21 protein-coding genes and 1 tRNA gene are annotated in these 26,970 nt (G+C 54.3%); 13 read left to right on the plus strand and 9 right to left on the minus strand.

The genetic code is table 11. The annotated features are described in order from the left end of the window. Nucleotides 1-60: 60 nt before the first annotated feature. On the plus strand, nt 61-1,083 hold the full coding sequence (locus tag ACNQ6O_RS09590) for an AraC family transcriptional regulator (RefSeq protein WP_418052997.1): 1,023 nt from the start codon (nt 61-63) through the stop codon (nt 1,081-1,083). Between the two features lie 4 nt (nt 1,084-1,087). Here ACNQ6O_RS09590 and ACNQ6O_RS09595 read toward each other — a convergent pair whose 3' ends face one another. After that, nucleotides 1,088-1,966, minus strand: coding sequence for a hypothetical protein (locus ACNQ6O_RS09595; RefSeq protein ID WP_418052998.1), 879 nt, complete (start codon nt 1,964-1,966; stop codon nt 1,088-1,090). 10 nt (nt 1,967-1,976) lie between these two features. Beyond that, nucleotides 1,977-3,488 carry a DNA recombination protein RmuC gene (gene rmuC / locus ACNQ6O_RS09600; RefSeq protein WP_418052999.1) on the minus strand — a complete coding sequence of 504 codons (1,512 nt, stop codon included), beginning with the start codon at nt 3,486-3,488 and terminating at the stop codon, nt 1,977-1,979. Between the two features lie 262 nt (nt 3,489-3,750). Here rmuC and ACNQ6O_RS09605 point away from each other — a divergent pair, with 262 nt between their 5' ends. From ACNQ6O_RS09605 to ACNQ6O_RS09620, 4 genes are all read left to right on the plus strand, one after another. Further along, nucleotides 3,751-4,134, plus strand: a complete 384-nt coding sequence (locus tag ACNQ6O_RS09605; protein WP_418053000.1) for a hypothetical protein — start codon at nt 3,751-3,753, stop codon at nt 4,132-4,134. 138 nt (nt 4,135-4,272) lie between these two features. Beyond that, on the plus strand, nt 4,273-5,073 hold the full coding sequence (locus ACNQ6O_RS09610) for an ATP-dependent zinc protease (RefSeq protein WP_418053001.1): 801 nt from the start codon (nt 4,273-4,275) through the stop codon (nt 5,071-5,073). Further along, on the plus strand, nt 5,070-6,587 hold the full coding sequence (locus ACNQ6O_RS09615) for an inactive transglutaminase family protein (RefSeq protein ID WP_418053002.1): 1,518 nt from the start codon (nt 5,070-5,072) through the stop codon (nt 6,585-6,587). Before ACNQ6O_RS09610 ends, ACNQ6O_RS09615 begins: the two co-directional genes overlap by 4 nt. 1 nt (nt 6,588) lies before the next feature. Continuing rightward, nucleotides 6,589-7,536: an alpha-L-glutamate ligase-like protein gene (locus ACNQ6O_RS09620; protein WP_418053003.1), complete on the plus strand. Its 948-nt coding sequence runs from the start codon at nt 6,589-6,591 to the stop codon at nt 7,534-7,536. A 68-nt stretch (nt 7,537-7,604) separates the two neighbouring features. On the opposite strand, the gene ACNQ6O_RS09625 is transcribed toward ACNQ6O_RS09620, so the two are convergent. Continuing rightward, entirely contained in the window at nt 7,605-9,197 is a 1,593-nt protein-coding gene (locus ACNQ6O_RS09625; RefSeq protein WP_418053004.1) for a BCCT family transporter, read from the minus strand. A 264-nt stretch (nt 9,198-9,461) separates the two neighbouring features. Between ACNQ6O_RS09625 and ACNQ6O_RS09630 the strand changes: the two genes are divergently transcribed. Then, complete coding sequence (locus ACNQ6O_RS09630) at nt 9,462-11,105, plus strand: FMN-binding glutamate synthase family protein (protein ID WP_418053005.1); 1,644 nt, start codon at nt 9,462-9,464, stop codon at nt 11,103-11,105. Nucleotides 11,106-11,217: 112 nt separating this feature from the next. After that, nucleotides 11,218-11,294: transfer RNA gene (locus ACNQ6O_RS09635), tRNA-Pro, on the plus strand. 55 nt (nt 11,295-11,349) lie between these two features. Here the strand turns inward: ACNQ6O_RS09635 and ACNQ6O_RS09640 are convergent. Together ACNQ6O_RS09640 and ACNQ6O_RS09645 are read right to left on the minus strand one after the other, a co-directional pair. Next, the gene (locus ACNQ6O_RS09640) at nt 11,350-12,036 is read right to left on the minus strand and encodes a response regulator (RefSeq protein ID WP_418053006.1); all 687 of its coding nucleotides are present in this window, start codon (nt 12,034-12,036) and stop codon (nt 11,350-11,352) included. Next, nucleotides 12,033-13,628: an ATP-binding protein gene (locus ACNQ6O_RS09645; RefSeq protein WP_418053374.1), complete on the minus strand. Its 1,596-nt coding sequence runs from the start codon at nt 13,626-13,628 to the stop codon at nt 12,033-12,035. Before ACNQ6O_RS09645 ends, ACNQ6O_RS09640 begins: the two co-directional genes overlap by 4 nt. 231 nt (nt 13,629-13,859) lie before the next feature. Here ACNQ6O_RS09645 and ACNQ6O_RS09650 point away from each other — a divergent pair, with 231 nt between their 5' ends. The 3 genes from ACNQ6O_RS09650 to ACNQ6O_RS09660 are packed head-to-tail and all read left to right on the plus strand — an operon-like array spanning nt 13,860 to nt 16,806. Next, nucleotides 13,860-14,837, plus strand: coding sequence for a Bug family tripartite tricarboxylate transporter substrate binding protein (locus ACNQ6O_RS09650; RefSeq protein ID WP_418053007.1), 978 nt, complete (start codon nt 13,860-13,862; stop codon nt 14,835-14,837). After that, complete coding sequence (locus ACNQ6O_RS09655) at nt 14,834-15,280, plus strand: tripartite tricarboxylate transporter TctB family protein (RefSeq protein WP_418053008.1); 447 nt, start codon at nt 14,834-14,836, stop codon at nt 15,278-15,280. The genes ACNQ6O_RS09650 and ACNQ6O_RS09655 overlap by 4 nt, the downstream gene beginning before the upstream one ends. Then, a complete protein-coding gene (locus tag ACNQ6O_RS09660; protein WP_418053009.1) occupies nt 15,280-16,806 on the plus strand; it encodes a tripartite tricarboxylate transporter permease in 1,527 nt (508 codons plus the stop codon). Before ACNQ6O_RS09655 ends, ACNQ6O_RS09660 begins: the two co-directional genes overlap by 1 nt. Nucleotides 16,807-16,879: 73 nt before the next feature. On the opposite strand, the gene ACNQ6O_RS09665 is transcribed toward ACNQ6O_RS09660, so the two are convergent. Beyond that, on the minus strand, nt 16,880-17,443 hold the full coding sequence (locus ACNQ6O_RS09665) for an NADPH-dependent FMN reductase (RefSeq protein WP_418053010.1): 564 nt from the start codon (nt 17,441-17,443) through the stop codon (nt 16,880-16,882). Between the two features lie 252 nt (nt 17,444-17,695). Here ACNQ6O_RS09665 and ACNQ6O_RS09670 point away from each other — a divergent pair, with 252 nt between their 5' ends. After that, on the plus strand, nt 17,696-18,418 hold the full coding sequence (locus ACNQ6O_RS09670; RefSeq protein ID WP_418053011.1) for a Crp/Fnr family transcriptional regulator: 723 nt from the start codon (nt 17,696-17,698) through the stop codon (nt 18,416-18,418). 26 nt (nt 18,419-18,444) lie between these two features. On the opposite strand, the gene ACNQ6O_RS09675 is transcribed toward ACNQ6O_RS09670, so the two are convergent. Beyond that, a complete protein-coding gene (locus tag ACNQ6O_RS09675) occupies nt 18,445-19,257 on the minus strand; it encodes an OmpA family protein (protein WP_418053012.1) in 813 nt (270 codons plus the stop codon). Beyond that, nucleotides 19,254-19,655 (minus strand): DUF4398 domain-containing protein, encoded by a 402-nt coding sequence (locus tag ACNQ6O_RS09680; protein ID WP_418053013.1) that lies wholly within the window; start codon nt 19,653-19,655, stop codon nt 19,254-19,256. The genes ACNQ6O_RS09675 and ACNQ6O_RS09680 overlap by 4 nt, the downstream gene beginning before the upstream one ends. Nucleotides 19,656-19,916: 261 nt before the next feature. Between ACNQ6O_RS09680 and ACNQ6O_RS09685 the strand changes: the two genes are divergently transcribed. Both ACNQ6O_RS09685 and ACNQ6O_RS09690 read left to right on the plus strand, forming a co-directional pair. Further along, nucleotides 19,917-20,534, plus strand: coding sequence for a PAS domain-containing protein (locus ACNQ6O_RS09685; protein ID WP_418053014.1), 618 nt, complete (start codon nt 19,917-19,919; stop codon nt 20,532-20,534). After that, nucleotides 20,531-23,071: a chemotaxis protein CheB gene (locus tag ACNQ6O_RS09690; RefSeq protein WP_418053015.1), complete on the plus strand. Its 2,541-nt coding sequence runs from the start codon at nt 20,531-20,533 to the stop codon at nt 23,069-23,071. The genes ACNQ6O_RS09685 and ACNQ6O_RS09690 overlap by 4 nt, the downstream gene beginning before the upstream one ends. A 93-nt stretch (nt 23,072-23,164) precedes the next feature. Here the strand turns inward: ACNQ6O_RS09690 and putA are convergent, their stop codons facing one another. Further along, nucleotides 23,165-26,791: a bifunctional proline dehydrogenase/L-glutamate gamma-semialdehyde dehydrogenase PutA gene (gene putA, locus ACNQ6O_RS09695; RefSeq protein ID WP_418053016.1), complete on the minus strand. Its 3,627-nt coding sequence runs from the start codon at nt 26,789-26,791 to the stop codon at nt 23,165-23,167. Nucleotides 26,792-26,970 lie beyond the last annotated feature (179 nt).

A 26,970-nucleotide genomic window follows, 5' to 3' on the forward strand; every position in this document is an offset into this window, starting at 1 on the left:
GGTGGTTGCATTGTCTTTCCGGGCACTTATGATGATTGGCATCTCACTATAGGTTCGTTTATGTCTGCCCTTACGGTTTCCAAGCACTTTGTTGAAGCATCCCTAACCGGCGCCGAGCGCATGGGGCTGAATGTTCGCGAGTTGTTGCTGGAAGCCGGCATTTCGCCCGACCTGTTGCGCATTGAAAAAGCCCGGGTGAACAGCGACCAATTCAGCCGCCTGATGCAAGTGATCTGGGCCAGAACCGGTGATGAGTTTATGGGCATGGGGCCAAGGCGAGCCCGGTCAGGCACCTTTGCCACCATGTGTGAGCTCGCGATTAGCTGCCAGACTTTGGAAGAAGTGTTACGCCAGACGTACCAGTTTTCACGCCTGTTCGAGCCGATGGCGGGTATGAAACTCGAGGTTCACGAAAACAGCGCACGGCTGGTATCGAAGATTGAAGGCGCATACCGCGACCCTGACCATTTCCTTCAGGAAAGCCTGCCTGTAATCTGGCATCGTCTCGCCAGCTGGCTGATCGGGCAGCCGGTGGAGCTTGAGAAAGCCGAGTTCCACTACCCACGACCAGAGCATGGCGATGAGTTGCGTCATATTTTCCGCTGCCCACTGGCATTCGAATCGGACTGCACCGCCCTCACCTTCAGCACCCGTTTTTTGTCAGCACCAGTGATTCGTGACAAGCCCGAGATGCGACAATTTCTGAAAACCTCGCCAGCGGATTTGTTATCTCGGCCAGACGAAAGCAACACCTGGACGGGCCGCATTCGAGGCTTGATTGGCCGTGACTTCTCCAAGCCCATGCCGGATTTTGACTGGATAGCCCAAGAACTGCATACCAGCCCTCAAACCTTAAGGCGTCGGTTGAAGCAGGAGAATACGTCGTTTCAGGAGATTAAAGATTTACTGCGAAGGGATATGGCCATCTATTACCTGAGCCATCAAGATTTGCCGATCAACGACATTGCCGAGCGGGTGGGCTTTACCGAGCCTTCCACCTTCCACCGTGCGTTCAAGAAGTGGACCGGCGTTACCCCGGGCGCCTGGCGTGATGGCGAACGGGGTAATCTGGCCATGAGCTAACCGCTCAGGCGCCTGAACTACCTTGCTGCAGGTTACGAATGAGGCGCCCAAGCGTTTGGGCAATTTCGCTCACCTTTGCCTGATTTGGCGCCAGCTGGAATAAGCGCGAGCCATCCCTCGGATCGTATATCCAACAAGCACCTACAACAGCCTGGCAATCCCAGCGAGGCTGAGGGTTTACGCCATACACGGGCAACGAGTTGGTTTTACGCACCAGAGTACCGTCAATTTCCCGATGAACCTGTTGAATCGTCAGTTCACTGCCATTAATGGTCACCCGGTATTGAATATCGGCCGGCCGGTCCAATCGCACAACGGCTTTATCTTTACGCCAACCGTTGGCATCCAACAGTGCATTCAAATGAATCGTCAGCGCTTCTCGGTCGGTCTTGGCCAGATACAATTTGCGTAAGGTGTTCAGGTTTTCTCCGCCGGCGGGTTCGATCACAGCCACCGGCTCTCGGGAGTTTACTTTGCCTTCAACCAACGCGCGCGCGTTGGCTTTGCTTTGTTTTTCGATATCGGTAATCAGAGTCAACGATTGCTGATAATGGGCGCCGTCAGCCCCCACACGGCTGACATACCCCTCAAGAGCAGACCGGGCTTCGTTGAAATGCTTGGCTTGGAGCATAGCCCGGCCACGGTAATACAGGTACTCGGCTGGCTTTTCGCCTTTCATAGTCTGAAGACGGTTCAGATACTCTCCCGCCTCGCTCCAGCGCTCGGCATTCACCGCTTCTTCAGTCGCCAGCATCAGCCGGCGGATTTCATGTTCCGGTTCCAGCGCTTGAGCCTGTCCGGCTCCGATCAATGCGGAAGACAACACCAATCCGGCGAGCCATGAACGGGCCACCGGCGTACGCCGCTTACGTATTAACAACATACTGCTACTCCTAATTGCTATCGGTGCTGCTTGTGACCGTGTCCGCGGATTCCAAATCACGGCGCAACTCTTGCTCGTCCGTACCCTCAACATCATCGGCATCCACTTCGGCTTGCTCGACAATACTCTTGGGCAGTTCCTTTTTCACCCGAACACCCAGCTCAACAAACCGGTTAGCCTGAGAAATTAGATTACCACGGCCTCGGGTCAGGGTATTCATCGCATTATCATACGTACCCTGTGCCGTATGGAGTTGGCTACCAAGCCGTTCCATGGCCTCCACGAAAACTCGCAGCTTGTCATACACAGCGCCCGCACGTTCAGCAATGCGGCGCGCGTTCTGACTTTGCCGCTCATAACGCCAGATATTTTCGATGGTGCGCAAGGTCGCCAACAGGGTGGTGGGCGTCACCACAATAATCTTTCTCTCGAATGCTTCAGCGAACAAGTTATCATCTTGCTGAAAAGCGGCCACAAAGGCCGGCTCGATGGGCATAAACAAAAACACGAAGTCCGGCGAATGCAGCCCATTAAGCTGGCTGTAATCCTTCTCGCTAAGGCTGCGAATGTGGTTCCTCACCGCTTCAACGTGTTGCTTCAAGGCCTGCTCCCGAGCTTCGTCATCCTCGGCGATCACCCACTGTTGATAGGCCACCAGTGACACCTTCGAATCGACCACCAGATTGCGCTGGTCTGGGAGGTGAACAATCACATCCGGGCGCAGCAGGTGGTTCTCGCTATCCCGATAGCTACCCTGAGTTTCGTACTCAATGCCTTTGCGTAAACCCGAACGCTCAAGCACTCGTTCGAGTATCAGCTCGCCCCAGTTACCTTGTACTTTTTTGTCACCCTTCAGCGCTTTAGTCAGGTTGGCGGCTTCTTCAGTAATCTGCCGATTCAGATCCTGTAACGATTTGATTTCACTGCGCAGCGCCTGCCGGTCTCGGGTTTCGGTGGTGTAGACATCCTCTACCCGCTTGCGGAAATCCTGCAACTGATCCCGGAACGGATTGAGCAAAGAATCCAGGCTGGTTTTCGATTGCTGACTGAAACGCTCGCTCTTCTGATCGAAGATACGGTTCGCCAGATTCTCAAATTCCTGTTTTAGGCTGTCACGGTTTCTTTCCAGCAACTCCAGCTTCTCGCTGGCTGTACGTCGCTCCTTATCCAGCGTCACCTCTTGTTCGCGCAGGTCAGCCTTCAGCGTGGAGACCTGATCACGCCAGCTTTCTACGGCACGCTCCAGCTTTTCCACTCGATCCACCTTCTCCGCCAGGGCGCTTTCCAAGTAGCGCACCTCTTGATCATGCAGGGCATGGGCCTGCTCAGCCGCCCTCAGGCGCTCATCGGCTTCGCGTGCGGCCTGCTCTGTCTGTTCTAACTCCCTGCGCAACGCGTTTGTTCGCGAGCTCTTATGCAGTAAAAGTCCGACCAGCCCGCAGCAAACGGCCAGCAGCGCCACAAGCCCTCCCAAAAACATTTCCGGGTTAGCTGTACTGAATTGAGCGAATCCCTCTACCACTGGCGGCAACTCCTGAATATGCGTCGGTTCGGGTTAATCAATGCGGTTATCAATGGGCAAACCTTGACAGTCTAACCCAGCAGCCTGTTTTTTGGGGCATATTGGACTAACACCCCAAGAGCAGCCTCGACTATTTGGCATTTAGGACAATTCTCCCCGAAGCCTCTAGACGCACGAGGCAAATTCATCTACAAAGAATGAAACGGCTATTCATTTATTATTGATGGCAAGCCAGCTAAGTGCTCACCAGCAGGACTAGAGCATGTTAAAAGAACTCTGGAGAAAACTGGGATCCGACTTTCTGCAATCGAATACGACTGCAGATGAAGCGTATCTGGCGCAAGGTCAAGCGTGCCGGCGACGAAGTGGTGCAAAGATGTTGCCCCACATCACCCATACTGGAGAGTTTCATCTCGAACGGCTTACCCAGTTATTGCGCGACCGTTACGAGCACACCTTTGCTGCTCCTGACAACCCGGCCGCCGACGACCAAACGCTCAAAGATGTCATCACCTATGCCTCCCGCATTCAAGATCAGGACATACAACGTGAACTACTCCTGTTCTACTTGAATTGTTCGCCGGTCATTCAAGAGTACTTGCGTTCCGAAACCACCCTCGGAACGGGCTCCTTTCTTGCCAAATAAGCCCGCGCCTTAACCATCTGTAAAGGCGCTGAACATCCAGCTTGTAGTATACTCACGCTCCTGACCGACAACACAATGAAGGCTGACCGGAACAAACTCCAAAACCGGTTTATCAAGCAGCCAATTCAGGGGATATTCATGGGTGACAGGTTCTTCAAACCTCGACCACGACTTGCTTTCGGCATGACCGCGCTTCTTACGCTATCCGGGTGTACTGCGGACCAATATTTTATGGTTTCCAAGGAAGGGGTCGATGACATTCGCGCCTCGCTAAACAAGCAGCGAGCCACACTGGTAACGATGGAAAACAACGCCGGTGTACGCCAGGAACAAATACTGGGCCACCAGCAGCAGTCCACACAAACGATCCTGGACGCCATCGCCACTCAGGTCAAAAAACCTAGCTGCCCCCCGGTTGTTCAGCGAAGCTGCCCTCCTGTCCCCAAAGACACCGGCCGGGCAGACCGCCTGAAAGGCAAGGTTGTTGTCGGGGAAGTTGAGAAGTTGTACTTGGCAGAAGCTGGCACGGTATACACCGCCCGAATCGACAGTGGTGCAGAAACCTCCTCAATTCACACCCGCAATGTGAAGCGTTTCGAACGCGATGGTGGCAACTGGGTACGGTTTGAAGTCCCGGTGCCCGGCACATCCGGTGAAGAGTGGGTCACGCTGGAGAAAGAAGTCTCCCGCCGCGTAAAAATTATACAGTCAGCGGCGGATGAAGCTGAACGACGCGTTGTGGTGGAACTTCAATTTGCTATTGGCGACCACGAGCAAGTTGCAGAATTCACACTTGCAGACCGCACCAATCTCACCTACGAAGTATTAATCGGCCGTAACGTATTGCGCGATGTCATGTTGATTGATGTCGGCAAAGAGTTCGCTACTGAACTCCCTAAAAGCTACCTCAACAAAGCCCCCAAGGGAGATGACGCATGACCGTGAGGTCCCGCATTCCATTTTATGTTGCCGTATTTCTGCTCATCACCGCTGGGCTTTCCGTGGCAACCTGGCGACATTTCGAGATGGGCATCCCATGGATGACCGGCGAACAGCAACCCGTCTGGATGGTTGAAGCCCGGGTAGACTTCCAAGGGTATGGTGACTCTGCACAAGTTAACTTGCACGTACCACAGCAACCTCCCGGCTTTCGCATTCTGACCGAGCAGGCTGCATCGCCTGGATACGGGTTCTCTATTCTCGAGAACAACGGTAGCCGCCGCGCCGAGTGGACCAAACGAGAAGTAACGGGACCACAAACTCTCTACTTCAAATCTCAATTCGTTCCTGATGAAAACATCGTTCAACAGCCGCCAACCCGCGCACCGCGGCCCCAAACGGTCTTTTGGGAAGAACCCCAGGCAACCGCTGTGCGAGAGCTGCTTAACCAGGCGACAGAACGATCAAGCTCCCCGGAAAGCCTGACCCGGGAACTGATCACGCTGATGCAGCCAGACAACCGGACCCAGAATTCCACCATGCTGGTGTCGGATGAAAATTACCTTCAAGTTTTGGTTCGGATGCTTAACCATGCGGGCATCGCCGCTCGCACAGCGGATGCACTGAAGCTTGAAGATGCTCGCAGACGCCAGCACCTTGTTCCTTTCATCCAGATATACAACGGCGAACGCTGGCTAACATTTGATCCGCGCACTGCTGAGCAAGGCGTACCGGAGAACCTTCTGCTTTGGCGTCAGGGGTCTGAATCACTGCTCGATGTGGTGGGAGGCGACAACTCCCAGGTGAGCTTTTCCATGCTCCGACAAACCATTCCGGCTCTTCAGCTCGCCGCACGTGAAGCGGCCTCTAATGGCCTGAGCGCTCTGAGTTTTTACCAGCTTCCGATTGAAGAGCAGAGTATGTTCAGAATGCTGCTGCTTCTGCCTATTGGCGCACTGATGGTGGCATTCATGCGCATGGTCATTGGCGTGCGCACCTCTGGCACTTTCATGCCCGTGTTGATTGCCGTCGCCTTTGTACAAACCACACTGGTACCCGGGCTGATCGCCTTCCTGTCGGTTGTTGCCATCGGGCTGCTGCTCAGGGGCTACCTATCCAGTCTTAACCTTCTGCTTGTCTCTCGAATATCTGCTCTGATCATTCTGGTGATCTTCATCACCGCCGGGTTGAGCATCGTCGGATACCAGATGGGCTTTAATACCGGCATGACCGTCACCTTCTTCCCCACGGTAATCATTGCCTGGACCATCGAACGTATGTCGATCCTCTGGGAAGAAGAAGGCCCTCGCGAAGTGGCCGTGCAAGGGGCTGGCAGCCTGTTTGTCGCAATTTGCGCATACTTGGCCATGAGCAGACCTCTGGCAGGCCATTTGACGTTCAACTTCCCTGAACTGCACCTGGTGATTCTGGGGCTGATTTTGCTGATGGGCCAATACACCGGCTACAAACTCAGCGAACTTCGTCGCTTTACCCCGATGAAGGCCTACGATTGATATGGACTGGATTTCCCCACGCAGGCTAAACCGAATCGGGATGCTGAACATGAACCGGCGCAATGTGGATTACATTGCCCGGTACAATGACCGCTCGTCGTATCCCTTGGTCGACAACAAACTGAAGACCAAGCTCGCCGTTGGTGAGTACGACGTAAAAACCCCCAAGCTACTCCAAGTGGTTCGCCAGCAACACGAAATATCCCACTTTCGGGAGATGGCTGAAGACCTCTCTGGCTTTGCCATCAAGCCGGCTAAAGGCTCTGGCGGGAAAGGCATCACAGTGATCACCGGGCGCGATGGAGACGACTTCATCAAAGCCTCTGGCGCTCGAATCCCAGTCGCCATGCTGGAACGGCACCTAACCAACATACTGGCTGGACTCTATTCTCTGGCCGGCACCCCCGATGTCGCGATCGTGGAAGACTTAGTGGAATCCTCACCCCAGCTCGCCAAGTACTCGTTCCAAGGTGTGCCGGACATTCGCATTATCGTGTTTCAGGGTTACCCGGTTATGGCCATGCTGAGGCTGGCGACCAAAGCTTCAGACGGCAAGGCGAACCTGCATCAAGGCGCAGTCGGTGTTGGCTTGGATCTTGGCACAGGCCGAAGCTTGAACGCTGTTCAGTTTAACCGCCCGATTACGCTCCACCCGGACACCGGGCTGGCTCTCGAGAACATTCAGATTGAGTCTTGGGAGAACATGCTGGAAATGGCCGCACGCTGTTATGAAGCGACAGGTTTGGGCTATATGGGTGTGGATTTGGTGGTAGATGCCCACCAAGGCCCCTTGCTGCTGGAACTGAATGCCCGCCCCGGCTTGGCGATCCAAATGGCAAACGGCTGTGGTTTAATGCCGCGCCTGAAAGCTATCGAGGGTTTGAAACGCCCTCACTTCAGCCCGCGTGAAAGGGCTCAGTTTGCGATGAAGACCTTCAGCCGGATGTGACAATTTAGTACGGACATAAAAAAACCGGAGCTTGTTAGGCTCCGGTTTTTTATGTTTTGCTCATTAAATCAGAGCAGCTCGCCCCGCTGAACCAGCAGTTTTCGCTCTTGGGAAAGACCCTTGAGCAAGCCCCACGTCATGATCAGCAAGATCAAGGTAAACGGCAGGCCAGCACTGATCGCCACCGCCTGAATAGCCCCGAGAGCATCATCACCGCCACCGAAGATCAGCGCGGCCGCAATGGCACCCTCCATAACAACCCAGAACACACGCTGAGCTGTCGGCGCATCGGTTTTACCGCCAGCCGTGATGCTGTCGATAACCAGTGAACCGGAATCCGATGAGGTGACAAAGAACACCAACACCAGAATGATACCCACGAAGGAGATGATGCCGGTCAGCGGCAGGCCTTCAAACATCTGGAAGGTCGCCAGCGACACATCCGTGAGGCCTTTCTCGGCAAGCACACCTACGCCATTCTGAATCTGCTCCAGCGCAGTACCACCAAAGCCACTCATCCAAACGGTTGTAATAAGCGTCGGGATAATCAGAACCGCAGTGACGAACTCACGTACGGTACGGCCTTTGGATACACGCGCAATAAACATACCTACGAACGGTGACCAAGAAATCCACCACGCCCAGTAGAAGACAGTCCAACCCTGCATCCAGGCGGAGTCTTCACGGCCAAACGGGTTGCTCAGAGGCACCACATTGGTTACGTAGGAAGTAGACGTAATCCAGATGGTTTCCATAATGGTCATAGTCGGACCGGCGAAAATGATAAAAAACAACAACACGCCAGCGGTGATCATGTTGATGTTACTCAACACCTTCACACCACCATCCAGACCACGCAGAACCGACATCAATGCCAGAGCGGTTACGCCCACAATAATGGCCATCTGAACGTTGGTGCCCGCACCCACATCAAACAGGTAGTTCAAGCCTGAAGCGGCCTGCTGCGCACCAAAACCCAAGGAAGTCGCCAGACCAAAAATGGTCGCCACAACCGCCAACACATCAATAATATGACCCGGCCAGCCCCACACTCTGTCTTTCAACAGCGGGAAGAAGGCAGAACGAATGGTCAGCGGCATGTTCTTGTTAAACGCGAAGAATGCCAACGACAGAGCAACAATTGCATAGATGGCCCAAGGGTGCAGGCCCCAGTGGTACATGGTAGAACCCATGGCCAAATCTCGTGCGGCTTCAGTATTCGCCTCAACATTAAACGGCGTTTCGTACCACCCGGTGTAATACGCCACTGGTTCAGCAACGGCCCAAAACATAAGGCCGATACCCATGCCTGCTGCGAACAACATGGCAAACCACGAGATCCGGGTGAACTCAGGCTTTGCATTCTGCCCACCAAGACGGATCTTACCCACTGGCATGAAGATAAGCGCAAGGCTCACCACCACGAAGATGTTGGCGCTCAGCAGGAAGAACCAGTCAAAACTGGCGATGATTCCCCACTTAGCTCCATCAAGTGTCTCCTTGGCCAAAGCCGGAAACATCAGAGTTCCTATGACAAACAGCACTACAACCACTGCAGTTACCGGGAACACCCAGTTGTGCAGGTCCAGGCCAAACGGATTGATATTATCCTGGCCTGCGACGTAGTCCGTCTGATATTCGTCTTTCACTACCTCGCCCACGTGGAGCCTCCTGGTTTTGGTGTGATGTCTGAAAAGTGCATGGCGAACAAGTCATTCCGACCTGTCCTAAAAGATTACAAGCACGTTATCCTATTACTTTGACCTCAAAACATCAAAGTTCGCCTTGTGTCGCATCCATCCACAGAATTATAGACCACAGAAAAAAGAACGAAGCCCTATTCCAAATATTTTCAGCAGCTTGGCCACCTTAGAGCGCTCTGGCATATACTTGGAGCATTAACTCTTCAGCCTCTAGAGGTATTCATGGTAAAAACGACCACCTTCCCTTTTCGTTATTCCGCCTACGCCATCAGCATCGCCGGGCTGGTCATTTCACTCCCTCTTGCGCTGTGGACTGGCACCGGGTTCATTTTTCCAGTCATTTTTGCGGTGCTGACCGGCATTGGCACTCGAGATCTTTTGCAACGAAAACGAACGGTTAGCCGCAACTACCCAATCATGGCCAACTTTCGGTATCTGCTCGAATCCATAGGGCCTGAAATTCGCCAGTACTTTATCCAATCGGATACAGACGAGCAGCCCTTTTCCCGGGAGCAACGCACCATCGTTTACCAGCGGGCTAAAGGTGTTCTCGACAAGCGCCCGTTCGGCTCTCAGCTGTCGATGTATGAGGAAGGCTTTGAATGGATGAACCACTCCTTAACCCCCACCAAACTGGCCAATAGCGACTTCAGGGTTGTGATCGGTAAAAACTGTAAAAAACCCTACAGCGCCAGCGTGTTTAACATCTCGGCCATGAGCTTTGGCTCACTCTCCGCCAACGCCATACTCAGCCTGAACGCCGGCGCAAAGAAAGGTGGGTTCTACCATGACACCGGTGAAGGCTCCATCTCCCGCTACCACAAGGAGCCCGGAGGAGATCTGGTCTGGGAGATTGGCTCGGGCTATTTCGGTTGCCGCAATCCGGATGGCACCTTCAGCCCTGAGAAGTTTCAGGAGAACGCCCGCTTAGACCAAGTAAAAATGATAGAGGTCAAACTATCTCAGGGTGCAAAGCCGGGACACGGAGGCATATTACCCGGGGAGAAAGTTACCCAAGAAATTTCCGAAGCTCGAGGCGTTCCGATGGGCGAAGACTGCGTTTCGCCCTCCAGCCACTCGGCATTTTCCACGCCGATTGAACTGCTTGAGTTCATTGATCAACTGCGAGAGCTTTCCGGCGGAAAACCGGTCGGATTCAAGCTGGCCATTGGACACCCGTGGGAGTGGTTTGCCATTGTCAAAGCCATGCTGAAAACCGGGATAAAACCGGACTTCATCGTAGTGGATGGTGGTGAAGGCGGCACGGGCGCAGCCCCTCTGGAGTTCATCAACCGAATCGGCATGCCTCTGACCGAGGCCCTACTGCTGGTGCACAACTCCCTAGTTGGCGCCAACCTTCGCGACGACATCGCCATTGGCGCCGCCGGCAAGATAACCTCAGCCTTTAACATTGCCCGCACGCTGGCCATGGGCGCCGATTGGTGCAACGCGGCCCGCGGTTACATGTTTGCCCTTGGCTGTATTCAGGCGCTCAATTGTCATACCGGGCGCTGCCCATCTGGCGTAGCCACCCAAGACCCACGCCGAGGCAATAAGCTGGATGTACCATTGAAAAGCGAGCGAGTGTACAACTTCCACTGCAAGACCCTGGAAGCTCTGCAGAACCTGCTAGAAGCCTCCGGCCTGAACCATCCCTCGGAGCTGGGCCCGGAACACATCGTGCGCCGGGTCTCGAAAAACGAAGTCCACACTTATCTGGATCTGTTCCACTTTCTGGAACCTGGCATATTACTGGAGGGCGAAACCGGTCTTACTGTTTTCGATAAATACTGGAAGTGCGCGCAGCCGAATACCTTCGAGCCACCGGAATTCATCCTTAAGCTCAGAGAAACCAAATTACGCTGATTGTTCTGAAGAAAGTCGCCGGTCACCTGTTTATTTTTATTTGGGGCTGGCGTATACTTCGCTCCCGCTAAGCCACTGAGATAAACCTCTTTTCTTGGCGGCGAGCAGTTTACGGGGCGTAGCGCAGCTTGGTAGCGCACTTGCATGGGGTGCAAGGGGTCGTAGGTTCAAATCCTACCGTCCCGACCAGAATTCCCTACTCAAAGCCTGGATCGAAAGATCCGGGCTTTGTTGTTTCTAGCGGTTACTCCACAATCTGGTAACGCCGCTCTGGGCGGCCAACACTGCCATAAGTCACCTCTGCAGAGAGCTTGCCCGCTCCTACCATGAATTCAAGATAGCGCCTTGCGGTTGTTCGGGATGCTCCAATGGCCTTGCCCACTTCTTCCGCACTCCAAGGCTCACCATTGCCGGTCACGTCCTGTATTTTCTCAAGTGTCAGCGCATCTATGCCTTTAGGCAGTCTGTCGTTTGCAGAGCGGGCGTCTTCTTCGGCTGTGCGGGGAATCAGCGCATCGACTTCATTCTGGGCAAGCTGATTCAGCCCCGATAAGTGCTCAAGCCGGGTGCGGAACCGGTTGACCGCCTCTTCCAGCCGCTCAAACACTAACGGCTTCAGGATGTAATCAAAGACACCGCCCCTCAGAGCGCTGCGCAAGGTATCCACTTCTTTGGCTGCGGTGATCAGGATGACATCACTGCTGCTATCCTGCGCTCTGAGTTCTCGCAGCAAGTCCAGGCCACTGCCATCCGGAAAATACACATCCAACAGAATCAGATCCGGAGCCATGACTTCCACAAGATCGCGAGCATCGGCCAAGGTATGAGCGATACCGCAAAGTTCAACGTGATCAAGCCGCTCAACAAACCTTCTCTGGATTTCCGCAATCTGGCGGTCATCTTCAGCGATCAACAAACGAATCTTAGTCAATGAGCACTCCTGGCATCCGGAATCTTGGGCAAGTATAAGGTGAAGCGACTGCCGGCGTCAGGCAGGTCTTCAACGGTGATGGAACCACCCCATCGGTTCAGGAACTGTTGCACCAGATAAAGTCCATACCCATGCTCCTTGCCCAAGGATTCTTTGCTGGTCACGCCTTTTTCAAAGATTCGATCCCGCTCACCTTCACGTATACCGCCCCCCTGATCATCCACCTCAAAAATCAGCTCATGGCCGAGATCGGTCATCGACAGCAAAACATGCCCACCCTCACCGGTGTGTTGGCGCGTTGCTTCCAGCGCATTGTCGATCAGGTTGCCCAGCACGCTCACCAATTGATCTCTCGGCAGTGCCTCAGGAATATCACTCATACGGCTGTCCGGGTCGATATCGAGGTGCAAGCCCATTTCTTTTGCCCGGTTGTACTTACCCAGCAAGCACCCGGCGATTACAGGGTCCGGCACCGCGTCCAACAACAAATGAATCAAGGTCTGGTGGTCGCTGGCTTCACGGCCTATCAAGCTCAAGGCGTCCGCATGAGCTCCAATTTGAATCAATCCGGCAATGGTGTGCAGTTTGTTGGAATACTCATGAGTTTGACTACGAAGCGTGTCAGCGTACTGCTGAATCCGCGTCAGTTGCTGGCTGACATGGTCTAACTCGTCTCGCCGACGAAAACTGGCAACAACGCCAATGGTCTCATCGCCCTGCCTCACTGGTAGCCGGTTCACTACCATCTGACGGTTTTTGAGCCAAACTTCACGGTCAAAATCCGGAATGCCGGACTCCAGCACCGAGAGCAAGTCACTATCAGGTAAAACCTCGAGAATTGGCCGTCCCGCAACTGCCGTGTCCGCATCCATTCCCAGGGTTTCAAGGGCGGCTCGGTTAACCGTAGTGATAATGCCATCGCGGTTTATAGCAATGATGCCCTCGCGTACCGATTGCAAGGTGGCATTACGTTCCTCGAACAGTCGGGCGATCTCTTCCGGCTCCAAGCCAAAAATCTCCCGCTTGAAGCGCCCCGCAATCACAACAGCGACCAGTATGCTGATCAACAGCATCAAGCCGACAATGCCATAGAAGATAAACTTGTAGCGCTGAATCGTGTTGCCGACCTGCACAACACTGTAGCCCACCGAAACAATCCCGATGATCTCGCCGCTTTCAGGCAACACCACAGGTGCTTTGCCTCGCATGGTCTCCCCCAGATTACCCAGCGCCCGCGAAATGTAGCCTCGGCCTTCAACCAAGGCTTCCCGGCCGTCATCGCCATCATCGTCAGCCATCGACAGACCAATTCGATCCGGCGATGGGTGCGCCAGCCGGATTGCCCGATGGTCTCCAATCACGATAAAGAGCGCTTCGTTGGTGGCCGCCAGCATTGAAGCGAGCTCGTTCAATGTCTCGGTGTCGCGCTGCTGTATACCCGAAATCACAGACGGTGTGGCAGCCACCGTTTTCGCCACCATCAATGCGCGCTGACCGATTTCACTGTATAGGGATTCACTGAGGTAATAGCCCGCGATCCCACCAATCAATGCGGTCTGCAAGGCGCTAACAAGCACCAGCGTGAGGATCATTCGGGTTTTGAGTCTGGTTTTTCTCGCCACGTTCTAATCAGATTTTGTTGTCATTTAGGAGTGAGGTTAAAGCACAAGATGCCTTTTTGCCCGTGAACTTTATGAACTTAATGCGTTTTAGGTTTTTTAAAGGCAATACGCGCACAAACTTTTTAGCAAGATGACCACCTTTTAATCTACATCCAGAGCTCCTCCGGAGTGCGTACAACAACAATCGAAGGATAACTATTCATGTTTATCAAACGAACTCTGAGTTTCGCAGCTGCAGCAGCTTTCAGCATGTCCGCCTTGGCATGGCAGCCTTCCGGCAAGGTCGAGTGTCTGGCACCCGCAGATCCAGGCGGCGGCTGGGACTTTACCTGTCGCAGTGTCGGCAACGTTATGCAAACGCTGAAACTGGTCGAAGGCACAGTACAAACGGTCAACATGGCCGGTGCCGGTGGCGGTGTTGCCTACGCCCACACCGTGAGCAAACGTAATAAAGATGACAAACTGCTTGTGGCCGCATCTACAGCAACAACCACCCGTTTGGCGCAAAAACAGTTCCCCGGTCTGGATGCCGATATGGTGAAGTGGGTCGGAGCGCTGGGTGCCGACTACGGCATCATTGCCGTTGGCAAGAACTCCCCTTATCAAAACCTGAACGAGCTGTTTGAAGCCAGCAAGGCAAACCCGAGAGCGGTGAAATTCTCCGGTGGTAGCGCACGTGGGGGCTGGGATCACTTAAAAGTACTGATCGCCGCCAAAGCCGCAGGTGTCGATAAACTCCCCTCGATTCCCTACCTGTCTTACAACAATGGTGGCGAAGCCATGACCCAAGTGGTCGGCGGCCAAGTAGATGCCTTTACCGGTGACATCTCCGAGGCTACAGGCTTTATGGAGTCCGGTGACCTACGCGTGCTGGCCGTACTCTCTGAAGAACGCCTACCCGGCAAGTTCAATAATATCCCTACCGCAAGAGAGCAAGGCATTGATGCTTTGGGCCCCAACTGGCGTGGGTTCTATATGCCTAAAGGTGCCAGCGACGAAGCCAAAGAATACTGGGTGCAGGCTGTCGACACTCTGTACGCCAGCGATGAGTGGAAGCAGGTCATGAAGAGCAATGGCTTGATCCCGTTCCATCCGGATGCAGACCAGTTTGAAAGCTTTGTTCATCAGCAGGTACAGGAGATCACTGACCTGTCCCGTGAAATCGGTTTGATGAAATGAGCGGATTAAACGACCGCATTCTCGGCCTGGGCCTTTTGGTCCTGGCCGTGGCCTACGGCTGGGTCGCGCAACAGTGGCCCGAGCCGTTCGGGGGCTCAGAAGGCCTGGGGCCAGAGACCTTCCCGACCATTTTGTCGGTGGTGTTGGTCATTGGCAGCCTCTATCTGATGGTGAAGCCAGACGCAGACGCACAATGGCCTTGGGGCAAAACGGCCCTGGAGCTTTTGGTTGCTGTCATCGTGCTGGTGATCTACGCCCTGCTACTGGAGCCTCTGGGCTTTGTGATTTCGACCACGTTGGTTGTGGGCACATTGAGCTGGCGTATGGGCGCTTCACCAGGCAAAGCGTTTCTGACCGGATTGATCAGTGCGGTGGTGGTATTCGGGTTGTTTAATTATGGCCTGTCATTGAGCCTGCCGGCCGGCCTGCTGGAGATCAACTGATGGAAACACTTGGCTTTTTGATGGACGGTTTTGCGGTGGCGCTGACCCCGTACAACCTGATGTTTGCCCTGTTCGGCGCATTTATCGGCACACTCATTGGCTGTTTGCCGGGTCTTGGCCCTGCCAACGGCGTGGCGATTCTGATTCCATTGGCATTCACCTTAGGCTTACCGCCTGAAACCTCCATGATCCTGCTCACCTCCGTGTACGCAGGTGCGATGTACGGCGGCCGAATATCGTCGATCTTGCTTAACATTCCGGGCGATGAACCGGCGATGATGACCTGCCTTGATGGCTATCCCATGGCGCAAAAAGGCCGTGCGGCCGATGCCTTGGCAATTTCAGCGATTGCTTCGTTTGCAGGCGGGCTGATCGGAACCATTGGTTTGATCATGCTGGCCCCGGTGCTGGCAAAGTTTGCCCTTACCTTCGGGCCTGCCGAGTATTTTGCCCTGTTCATTCTGGCATTTGCCACGTTGGGCGGCATCACCGGTAAAAACCCGATGAAAACCGTCATTGCGGCTGCACTCGGCATCATGATCTCGACCGTCGGCATTGACATCTCGACAGGCACCCAGCGCTATACCTTTGGGGTTCTGGAACTGTATGAGGGTATTGATTTCATTCTGGCGATTGTGGGTCTGTTTGCCATTTCCGAGCTGCTTTTCTTCGTGGAATCCCGCATTGGTAGCGGCCACAAAAAAGTGAACGTCGGCAAGTTAACACTGACCTTCAAAGAGCTGATAAGCACCATTCCTACCCAACTACGCGGCGGCGTTCTCGGCTTTATTGCAGGTGTGCTGCCAGGTGCAGGTGCATCGCTGGGTAGTTTTATCAGTTACACGCTGGAAAAGCGGGTCATTGGCAAAAAAGGCACCTTTGGTGAAGGCGACATCCGTGGCGTGGTTGCCCCGGAAGCAGGAAACAACGGTGCGGCCTCCGGCGCGCTGGTCCCCATGCTCACGTTGGGGGTACCTGGCAGCGGCACCACGGCCGTGCTGCTGGCCATGTTAATTTCGCTGAATATTACCCCCGGTCCGCTGATGTTCACGCAGAATGCGGACATTGTCTGGGGCGTTATTGCCGCGCTGTTGATCGGTAACGTACTGCTGCTGTTGCTGAACATTCCGATGATTGGCGTGTTCGTAAAGCTGTTGTCGATACCACCTATGTTCCTGCTCCCGATTGTCACCATGGTCGCGTTCGTGGGCATTTACTCCATCAGCAATAGCACCTTTGACCTCTACTTTATGGTGGCGTTCGGGGTTGCTGGATATTTCCTGCGTAAGCTGGAGATCCCCCTGGTACCGATCATTCTCGGTTTGCTATTGGGGCCGGAGATGGAGAAAAACCTGGGCCATGCACTGATTCTGTCGGACGGTGACTGGAGCACGCTCTGGGGCAGTCCGCTGGCGTTGGGGCTTTGGGTGGTTGCAGGCTTGGGACTGGCACTGCCGGTGATCGTTGGCCCTCTCCTGAGACGACGCATGAGATCTGCAATTGAAGAAGGTCCGGTTAGCGACTGACCAACCTATTTCCTGTTCTGATGATCAGTCATCAGCTTTTGCACCGGGCACGTGCCCGGTGCTTTTTTCTCTCTTACCGCATGGTCTTAAGGGCTTTCGCCCACTTCGCCAGCTCTTCCAGCATCGCCGTTGCAGAGTGCGTATGCACATCTTCAGCTTGGAACTGACGATTCTCATCCAGTTTTTCCCACGGCATCTGAACCATGACGCCCTCGGTCATTGGCATCATTTTCACTGTCGTAACCAGTTGCTTGGCTGTTTGAGCCGAGCGCAGACCGCCAGACACGCCGCCGTAACTTACAAAGGCACACGGCTTGTAGTTCCACTCGTTGAACAGATAGTTCACCGCATTAACGAAGGACGGAGGTGGGCAGAAGTTGTATTCGGGAATCACGAACACAAAGGCATCAGCTTTTGACACGCTCTCTGACCAAGCTTTTGTATGATCGTGCTCGTACTTCTGCATGCGCGGGTGATTCGGTTCGTCATAAACCGGCAGGTTGAAGTCCGCCAAGTCCACTAGCTCACTTTCAAATCCACCCTGCTCGGCAGCAGCCGTGTTGAACCACTCGGCAACGGAAGAGCCGACGCGGCCCGGGCGGGTACTACAGATAATGGTGTGTAGCTTGAGAGACATATTCATCCTTCCTGTTTACTTCAAAATCTTAGTTTGGGTTCTCACTATAAATGCCATAGCCACATAAAGATAACGAAGAAATCTGCAAGGTCTATTCAATTTTTCTGAACAAACATGGGCATCAGCGCCCACGACATCTTGCCGCTGGATCACTGAAGGTGTGCTAACTTGATGTGATAACGGGCGTGTTACTTCAGCGCAATCGCCAATCGCCAAAATCCCCTCAAAGACCGCACAGCCAAGGAGGCCAGTTTGTCAGATAGGCAGCCTTCGCCTGAGCAGAACCATTTACTGGCCGCCCTTCCGGAAAGTGCCAAAGCGCGCCTCTTCCCCAACCTTGTGCTGGTTGAGTTAAACCTTGGCGATGTCATATACGAATCCGGCCAGCCCACCGATTTTGTCTACTTTCCGACCACCTGCATCATTTCGCTGCTTTATGTCATGCTAAATGGTGCTTCAGCCGAAATATCGGTGGTAGGCAACGATGGCGTGGCCGGTATCGCCGTGTTCATGGGCGGCGAGAGCACGCTGAGCCGGACGGTTGTGCAAAGCAAAGGCTTCGCTTACCGGATGCCGGCTACGGCGCTCAAAACCGAGTTCAACAATCATTCGGAAGTACGGGTTCTACTGCTACGTTACACTCAGGCACTGATCACCCAGATGTCCCAGACTGCCGTGTGTAATCGCCACCATACCATTGACCAACAACTGTGCCGGTGGCTGCTGTTATCGCTTGATCGCCTTCCCGGAAATCAGCTGACGATGACCCAAGAGCTCATCGCCAATATGTTGGGCGTTCGTCGCGAAGGGGTCACCGAAGCCGCTAGTAAATTGCAAAAGCAAGAGGTTATCGAATACCACCGCGGTCACATCACCGTACTGAACCGATCAAAACTCGAAAGACTTTGCTGCGAATGTTACGCCGTGGTCAAGCGTGAGGCTGACCGCCTTACACTTGACCCTATCAAGCCCTAATCCGGCGTATGGATCGCAGCATGTCCTCAGCTTTTGTCGTCGATAACAACTTCAACCCGACGATTTTGCTGTCGCCCCATAGCACTGCTATTACTGGCGACGGGGCGCTCAAAACCGTATCCGGCCACCGACAACCTGCGACTTGAGATACCACGGCTAACCAAGTACCCCCGAACCGACTCAGCTCGCTGACGTGACAGGTTCTGGTTAAACATGGCGCTACCGACGTTATCGGTGTGGCCTTCAATTAACACCTGGCGCTTAGGATACTGGTTCAGAAAATTCACCAGCCTCTCCAGATTCTGGTTGGTTCCACCCTGAATCTCAGCACTACCCGTGGCAAACAACACATCGCCCAAGGTCAACACCAACCCTCGATCGGTCGTTTCAGCCTCAAGCATGTCGATTTGCCGCTGCAATTCTTTTGCCTTACGCCCTGCGTTATCAGCCTCTTGAGTTCGTGCAGCCAGTCTTTTTGCATCGCGCTCTTCGCCCAGCATCACGCGCTTGGATTCCATCATTCGGGTTTCAGCTTTAGCGCGGGCAATTTCAACCATTCGATCGGCCATGTATACCCGATGCGCGGCAAGCGCGGCTTCGTCCTTGTCTAGTGGCTGCTCGGCCACCTGAACGGCGGCTTCCGCGTCACGCAATTCCACTCGGGCGTGAGCCATCATCTCGGGGTTCTGTTGCAGCTCCGTCAATTTAGCGCGCACATTCTCAGAGCCCTCGGGACTGGTCGGCGACATAGCGCAGCCGGTCAGAAGCACCGAAGAAAGCATGAGAGCAATGCCCGTTTTTTTGCCGGGTACGGTTCGGATAAGCGATTGAATATTCATTGCTGGCCTCCCTGACGACGCATTTCTTCATCCAACGCCTCGGTGCCACGACCCATTTCACGGTTGATCGCCGCAGCTTTCGCGGCTTCTGTTCTGGCTATTGCCAGCTCAGCAGCAACCCGGGCCTGCTTGGCCAGACGCTCGGCTTCGGTCATTTGTTCCGCTGCAACCGCTTTATTGGCGTCTCTCAGTTGTCGGTTAGCCTCTTCCAACTCGGCACCCGCATAGCGCCGGGCTTCGGCCTGTTCTGCACTGTAAATGGCATCGTTAGCAGCAGCCAGTGATTCAGTAGGGGGAACCGGGGCAGCAGCGCAAGCCCCCAGCATCAATACTGCGAACATCACAGTGATAAAAAGGCCAACGCGTTCTGTAACCCGCCGGATCATGTAGGTCTTCATATAATGCCCCTCGATAACGGAGCTACACAGGCCCCAATAGCGAACCCGGCGAATGTCATTCCCGTTGGTCTGACAACTCTCCTTATCTATAATGCTAGATCGCAGAACGGGGGTCGTCCGTACGCTACCGCACACAACTGATTTCAGTTACGGAAACAGCTCACACCCACTACTTCAGGCACTGCAGGTGGAGTAGTATCAGTTAATGTTATTCAGTTACCGCTTTAGAACCACCAAGAGAGTGATCGAAAAGGAAGTTGCATGAACGACACGCAAGAATCCCCTTATGCCAAACACCATGATCGGCTGCGCCGCTGTGCCAGAGATTTAATCCAACATGGAGTAGCGCCCCGCCATCACGGCAGTAATTTAAGCGTGGATGCACTGCAACTGCTGTACGAACGTGCTAGCAACCCCGAATCGGCTAGCGATGCCCTCAAACTGCTTCATGAGCTTCAAACCTATCAGGTAGAACTCGACCTGCTTTACGAGCAATTACAAGCCAATGAATATGAAATCAACGAGGAGTTGGCGCACTACAGGTCACTCTATGAGCAGGCACCCGCCGCCTACCTGATTCTGGCCAACGATGGTGAAATTATTGAAGGCAACGTAGCGGCTGCGACCCTCTTCGGAGAGCCCTCCATGGCTTTGACCGGCATTGGACTCTGGACTTTTTTGGCAGCGGGCCAAAAAGACGCGGTGGACACGCTATTGAAAAATGCTAAAGCCAGTACTTCACGAAAACCCATCGTGACCACTGGTTCTCTTGAACTTTCCGATCACAGATTGCTTTCCGTCCAAGCAAGCGGAGCGGCCACAGGGGACAGTACTCTGATCATCCTCACCGAGACCACAACCCACTCTACGACAGTATGATGCGCATTGTCGGCATTGGCACCTCAGCCGGGGGCCTAACGGCACTGGCAGACTTTTTCCGTAACACCCCTTCAGATACCGGTATGGCATTTTTGGTGGTGCAGCACTTGGCCCCTACCCAGAAAGCCCTCCTGCCAGAACTTTTGCAACTGTATACCGACATGCCGGTACATGAAGCTCAACAGGACATGGCCATTCAGGCGGATTCGGTTTATGTGATCCCGTCGAATCGGGAGCTTCGAGTACACCAGTACACCCTGAAGCTCAGCCATCCGGGAGAGCCCCGGGGGCTGCGACTTCCCATCGATGTGTTGTTCTCATCCCTCGCCAGCGTTCAGAACGAGCACGCCATCGCCGTCGTTCTTTCCGGCATGGGTGCTGATGGCACGCTTGGCCTGCAAGCCATCAAAGCCACTGGGGGGTTAGCCGTGGTGCAGCGTCCGGATTCGGCTGAGTTCGACGCCATGCCCAGAAGCGCCGTCGCGGCTGGCTGCGCGGATATTGTCGCACCGGCAAACGAGCTGCCCGCTCGTATATTGGCGTACGTTCGCCGCGCTCCTGAAAAAGACGACGAGCAGGAAAAGGAGCTGAAACAACGCCCCCCTACCCAAGCCTCCCTGACGGGACTTGATCCGATTCTTAAACTGCTGAAACAACATACCCGGCACGATTTTTCGCTGTACAAGCCCACCACGCTGAATCGCCGGATCGAAAGGCGCATGGCCATTCATGGCTTTACGAGCCTGAAGGATTACACCCGCTTCCTAGCCGACAACAGCCAAGAGGTACAGCTGTTGTTCCGGGAACTCTTAATTGGCGTTACCCAATTTTTCCGGGACCCGGATGTCTGGAACCATCTGATCCAAACGGCTCTGCCGGACATGCTCGACAAACACCCGTCAGACCAAACCTTTCGAGCCTGGATAGTGGGTTGTTCGACCGGAGAAGAGGCCTACTCCCTAGCCATGGCGTTCACCGAAGCGCTGGAACACGCCGCTCCAGAGCAAGATCTGAAACTGCAAATTTTTGCCTCCGACATCAGCCCGGAAGCCATTGCCGTCGCCCGACAGGGGCAATACCCGCTCAATATTGAAAACGATGTATCGCAAGATCGGCTCAAGCAATTTTTCATAAAACACGAGAACCACTACCAGATAGCGCCAGTCATTCGGGACAAGGTACTGTTCGCCCAGCACGACATTATTCTGGACCCACCTTTCACCAAGCTGGACCTGATCGTTTGCCGTAACTTGCTGATTTATTTTGACCTAAAGCTACAGCAACGAATTCTGCCACTCTTTCACTACAGCCTGAAACCTGATGGGTTGCTGATGCTGGGGAACTCAGAAACCGTTGGCAGGCTGAATCATCTGTTCGCCCCATTGCAACCAAAAATGCGCCTGTACCGCAGCAAACCCCACGAGTCAGCTCGCCACTTTGACTTGCTGCTAAACTCGTTTCCTCCGATGTCTACCCTGTCAAAGGAGCACTCCGTGCCGTCGAAAAAAACTCACTTACCGGAAGCTATCAACTCCCTGCAATCTGCTGCTGATCATGTGCTACTGCAGGTCTACTCTCCGGCCGCGGTGGTGCTCAACGCAGACGCAGACATTGTGTATATCAGCGGGCGTACCGGTAAATATCTGGAGCCCGCCGCCGGCAAGGCCAACTGGAATATCCACGCCATGGCGCGAGAAGGGTTACGCGAGCCTTTGTATAACGCTTTAAAGCGCGCCCGTGACGAGGTGGAGCCTATCGAGCTCAAAGGGCTGCTGGTGCTGTCCGATGCAGGCACCCAGGCCGTAGATGTGACCATTCAGGTTCTTCGCGAACCGGATGCCCTTAAGGGCATGACCATGGTGGTATTCCGCGATGTACCCACGCAGGCCGTTGCTTCAACGCACCGAAAATCTGCCTCTGACGCCAAACCGGACTCCACGCTGCAGATCCAGCGGTATCAGCAAGAAATCGAAAGCCTGAAACAACAAGCAAAGACGTCGCGAGAGGAGCTGTTAGCCTCCAACGAAGAGCTTCAGTCGACCAACGAAGAGTTGCAGTCGGCCAATGAGGAAATGACCACCTCAAAAGAAGAAATGCAGTCGATGAACGAGGAACTGCAAACCATCAACACCGAACTGCAAACCAAACTGGACGACCTGGCTCTTGCCCAGAGTGATATGCAGAACGTGCTGAACAGCATTGAAATTGCGGTTATGTTCCTGGACCAAGACCTGAATGTGCGGCGTTATACAGAGCGCGCGTCAACCATCATCAGCCTGCGCGAGACCGACATCGGCCGCCCTCTTAGCGACTTAACCAGCAGCCTCCGTTATCCGGAACTGCAGGAAGATGCCCGGCAAACGCTGAACACGCTGGCGGTCAGTGAAAAACAAATCGCAACCATGGATGACCGCTGGTTCTCGGTTCGAATTATGCCCTACCGGCGGTTGGATAACGTCATCGACGGCGTGGTCATCACGATGTTCGACATCACCAACACCAAAAACCTGGAATCGGCGCTACGGAAACGCACCTAGAGTCAGGCTTACCCAGAAACAACTAAGCCAGCCCCAAACGGAGCTGGCTTAGTTGTTTCTGGCCCGGGCTCGAGTCCCGGACCTTGCCCCTGCTTATTCCGCTGAGGCGATTAGGCTGGCGTTACCCCCGGCAGCCGTGGTGTCGATACACAGGTGACGTTCGATGACGTAACGCTGGTCAAGCGCGTACTCGGTGATCACCGGCAACAAAGCACCATCCCGCACTGCAAGCGCTTCGCGATACCGCTTCAGCAGCGGCTTTTCCGCCACGCTAACAACGGCTTCATAGCCATCAAGCTGAGTCAGCGCCTCTGGCTCCAACAGACCGTCACAGGCGACAACAGGAAGGCCTGCGTGGATAGCTCGTGCCAGCGCTTTTTCAGCACCAGGCGCCACAACCACGACCTTGTTACCCTGCGACAAAGCCACCCCGGCCTGTTCGACTGCAGAATCAGTATCTGGCCCCAGGCACAAAACAACGCCCCGAGCGTGGCAAGACAGATGATTCTGTTCACCGGTCGGCCCCGGCATTTCTTCATAGCCGAGATCCAACGGTGCCGGAACCTGGCCAAAGAAGGGGCTCAGAGCCTGCTGGCGACCTTCTGCCGCAGGTACATCCAGCTTGGCCAACTGGTCAATCAGCTTTTGCACCTTACGAGCGCCAACGGCTTTTCCTTCTCCCGCTGGTTTCTCAACGACATCTCCCTTGATAAAGCGACGCACGTACTGCGGGCCACCCGCTTTCGGGCCGGTTCCAGACAAGCCTTCACCGCCAAAGGGCTGAGAACCCACAATGGCACCGATCTGGTTCCGGTTCACGTAGGTGTTGCCGACCTTAATGCGGCTGGCAATGTGCTCGATGCGACGATCTACCCGGCTATGGATACCAAAAGTCAGGCCGTAGCCTTTGGCGTTAACCGCATCCACCACCTTGTCGATATCTTTGGCTTCGAAGGTCGCAACATGCAGAACCGGACCAAAGATTTCTTCTTCCATTTCCTCGATTCCGCTAACTTGCAGAACCGCAGGCGACACGAACATGCCTTTTTCCGGCACCGGCAGCTTCTTGAGCAGCTTGCCTTTTTGTTCGAACTTCTTGCAGTGATCGTTGATCTTGTTGCGGGACTCTTCGTCAATGACCGGCCCCACATCCGTAGACAGCTCCCAAGGATCGCCAATACCCAGCTCTTCCATGGCACCGTAAAGCATCTCCAGCAAGTCCTCGGCAATGTCTTTTTGCACGTAGAGCATACGCAGGGCTGAACAACGCTGACCGGCACTCTGGAAAGAGGAGGCCAGAACGTCGCGCACCACCTGTTCCGGCAATGCGGTGGAATCTACGATCATGGCGTTCATGCCACCGGTTTCAGCCACCAGTGGTGCATCCGGAGCCATGTTCTTGGTCATCGCCTTGTTGATCAGTTTGGCCGTATCGGTACCGCCAGTGAAGCAAACCCCTTCAATACGCGAATCCGATGTCAGTGCGGCACCCACGGTGCCACCGTCACCCGGCAACAACTGGATCGCGTCTTTCGGTATTCCGGCCTCGTGCATCAACTCAACCGCCCGCACCGCCAGCAATGAGGTCTGCTCAGCTGGTTTGGCTACCACGGTGTTACCGGCTGCTAGGTTGGCCAGAATCTGGCCGGTGAAGATGGCCAGCGGGAAGTTCCAGGGCGAGATACAGCAAATTACGCCTCGGGCCTGCCCAGCATCCTTATAACGAATACCTTCGTTGGCATAGAACATGGCGAAGTCTACCGCTTCACGAATCTCGGCCACAGCATCGAACAAAGACTTGCCAGCCTCCCGAGTGGTCAGCGCAAACAGTTCGTCGACGTTTTCTTCGTACAGATCACCGACCTTTCGAATCAGTTCGGCACGCTTTTCTGCAGGCACGGCCGCCCAATCCTTGAACCCGTTACGCGCAGCTTCCACAGCCGCATCGACGTCTGCCTCAGAGGCATAGGTAATCTGACCAACCACATCGTCCAGATCGGCCGGGTTGCGAACATCCACTACCTCACCACCCTTAGGTGCTGAGACCGTCACTGGTCCGCCTTGCCACTGGTGCGCTTTGTACTTTCCGCGCCCTTCATTTAGCTCGGCCACCGTCACGGGGTCGGTCAAATCCCAGCCCTTCGAGTTGCGGCGCTGCTCGCCGAAGATGTCTGCCGGTTTGACAATCATCTGGCTGGAAACAGCGCGTCCAAGCGCATTCACGGTATCGATAGGATCTTTGGCGATCTCTTCCGGTGTAATGCTGGTATCGACAATCTGGTTCACAAAGGAGCTGTTCGCGCCGTTTTCCAGCAAGCGGCGAACCAGGTAGGCCAGCAGGTCTTTGTGAGCCCCCACTGGAGCGTAAATCCGGCAAGGTACTTTGCTTTCTTTCAGAACCTGATCGTGCAGGGATTCACCCATGCCATGCAGACGCTGGAATTCAAACTTGTCACGACCCAAATCTTTGGCCAACTCCAGAACCGCGGATACGGAATGCGCGTTGTGAGTGGCGAACTGCGGGTAGATGCGATCGGTCATGCCGAGCAGCTGAGTCGTACAAGACAAGTAGGACACGTCGCTGCAGGCTTTACGGGTAAAAACTGGGAAGCCCTCAAGCCCCATTACCTGAGCGCGCTTGATTTCCGCATCCCAGTAGGCACCTTTCACCAGACGCACCATGATACGGCGGTTGTGCTTCTCGGCCAGCGCATACAACCAATCCAGAGTCTGTGAGGCACGCTTGGCAAAGGCCTGAACGACCACACCAAAGCCGTCCCATCCGTCTAGCGCCGGATCGGCGAAGATCGCTTCGATCACATCCAGAGAAAGATCCAGACGATCTTGCTCTTCCGCATCGATATTGAAACCCATATTGGCGGCAGCGGCTTTTTTGGCCAGCTCAAGTGCTCGCGGCACCAATTCGTTCATCACCCGATCTTTCTGACCGTACTCATAGCGAGCCAGCAGCGCCGAAAGCTTGACGGAGATACCCGGGTTGGTACGGACATCGCCTTCACAGCGCTTGCTGATGCTATCGATGGCCGTCGCGTAAGCACGGAAGTAACGTTCGGCATCGGCGTCGGTACGCGCGGCTTCACCCAACATATCGTATGAGTAGGTGTAGCCCTGCTCCTCCATTTCCTGACCATTTTCCTGAGCTTCTTCGATGTCTCTGCCCAGAACAAACTGACGGCCCATTTCTTTCATGGCCTGCCCAGCTGCGACACGAACCACTGGCTCGCCGAGGCGTTTTACTAAGTGTCGCAAAGTATCGCCGACGCTCTGGCGCTCTGAATCCTTAAGCAGGTTACTGGTCATCAACAAAGCCAGCGTGGCGGAGTTAATCAAACCGGATTTCGCTTTGCCAACGTGGGCACCCCAGTTACCGGAGGTGATTTTGTCTTCGATCAGATCCTGAATGGTGAAGTTATCGGGAACCCGAAGTAGCGCCTCCGCCAGGCACATCAGCGCCACGCCTTCTTTGGTGGTGAGCCCGTATTCAGCCAGGAACTTTTCCATGATGGTAGGCTTGGCGTTATCACGCACATCGCGCACCAGCTCCGCCGCTCGGGCAGAAATCGCGTGGCGGGTTTCATCAGACAGCTGAGCCTGCTCAATCAGTCGGTGAATCACCTCATACTCGTCCGCCAGATAGTTATTGCGAAGCGCCTGACGAATTTCGTGGAGCTCTTTTACCGCGGATTGCTGCAAACTCATGGTTATGCCTCCTGATTATTGGAATACTGACCGCATTGTAACGAAGGCGGTATATTCTATTTTCCTATTCGCTGCCCTTATCGGGACTTATTCCCTTTAATTGACCGACAAAAATTATCAAAAAACCTGCAGATCTCTTAAAATTAGGAAAACTGACTCGCAAACCCTTATTTCAATCA

Origin of the sequence: Marinobacter sp. SBS5, assembly GCF_048285575.1 — a bacterium.
Classification (GTDB): Bacteria; Pseudomonadota; Gammaproteobacteria; order Pseudomonadales; family Oleiphilaceae; genus Marinobacter.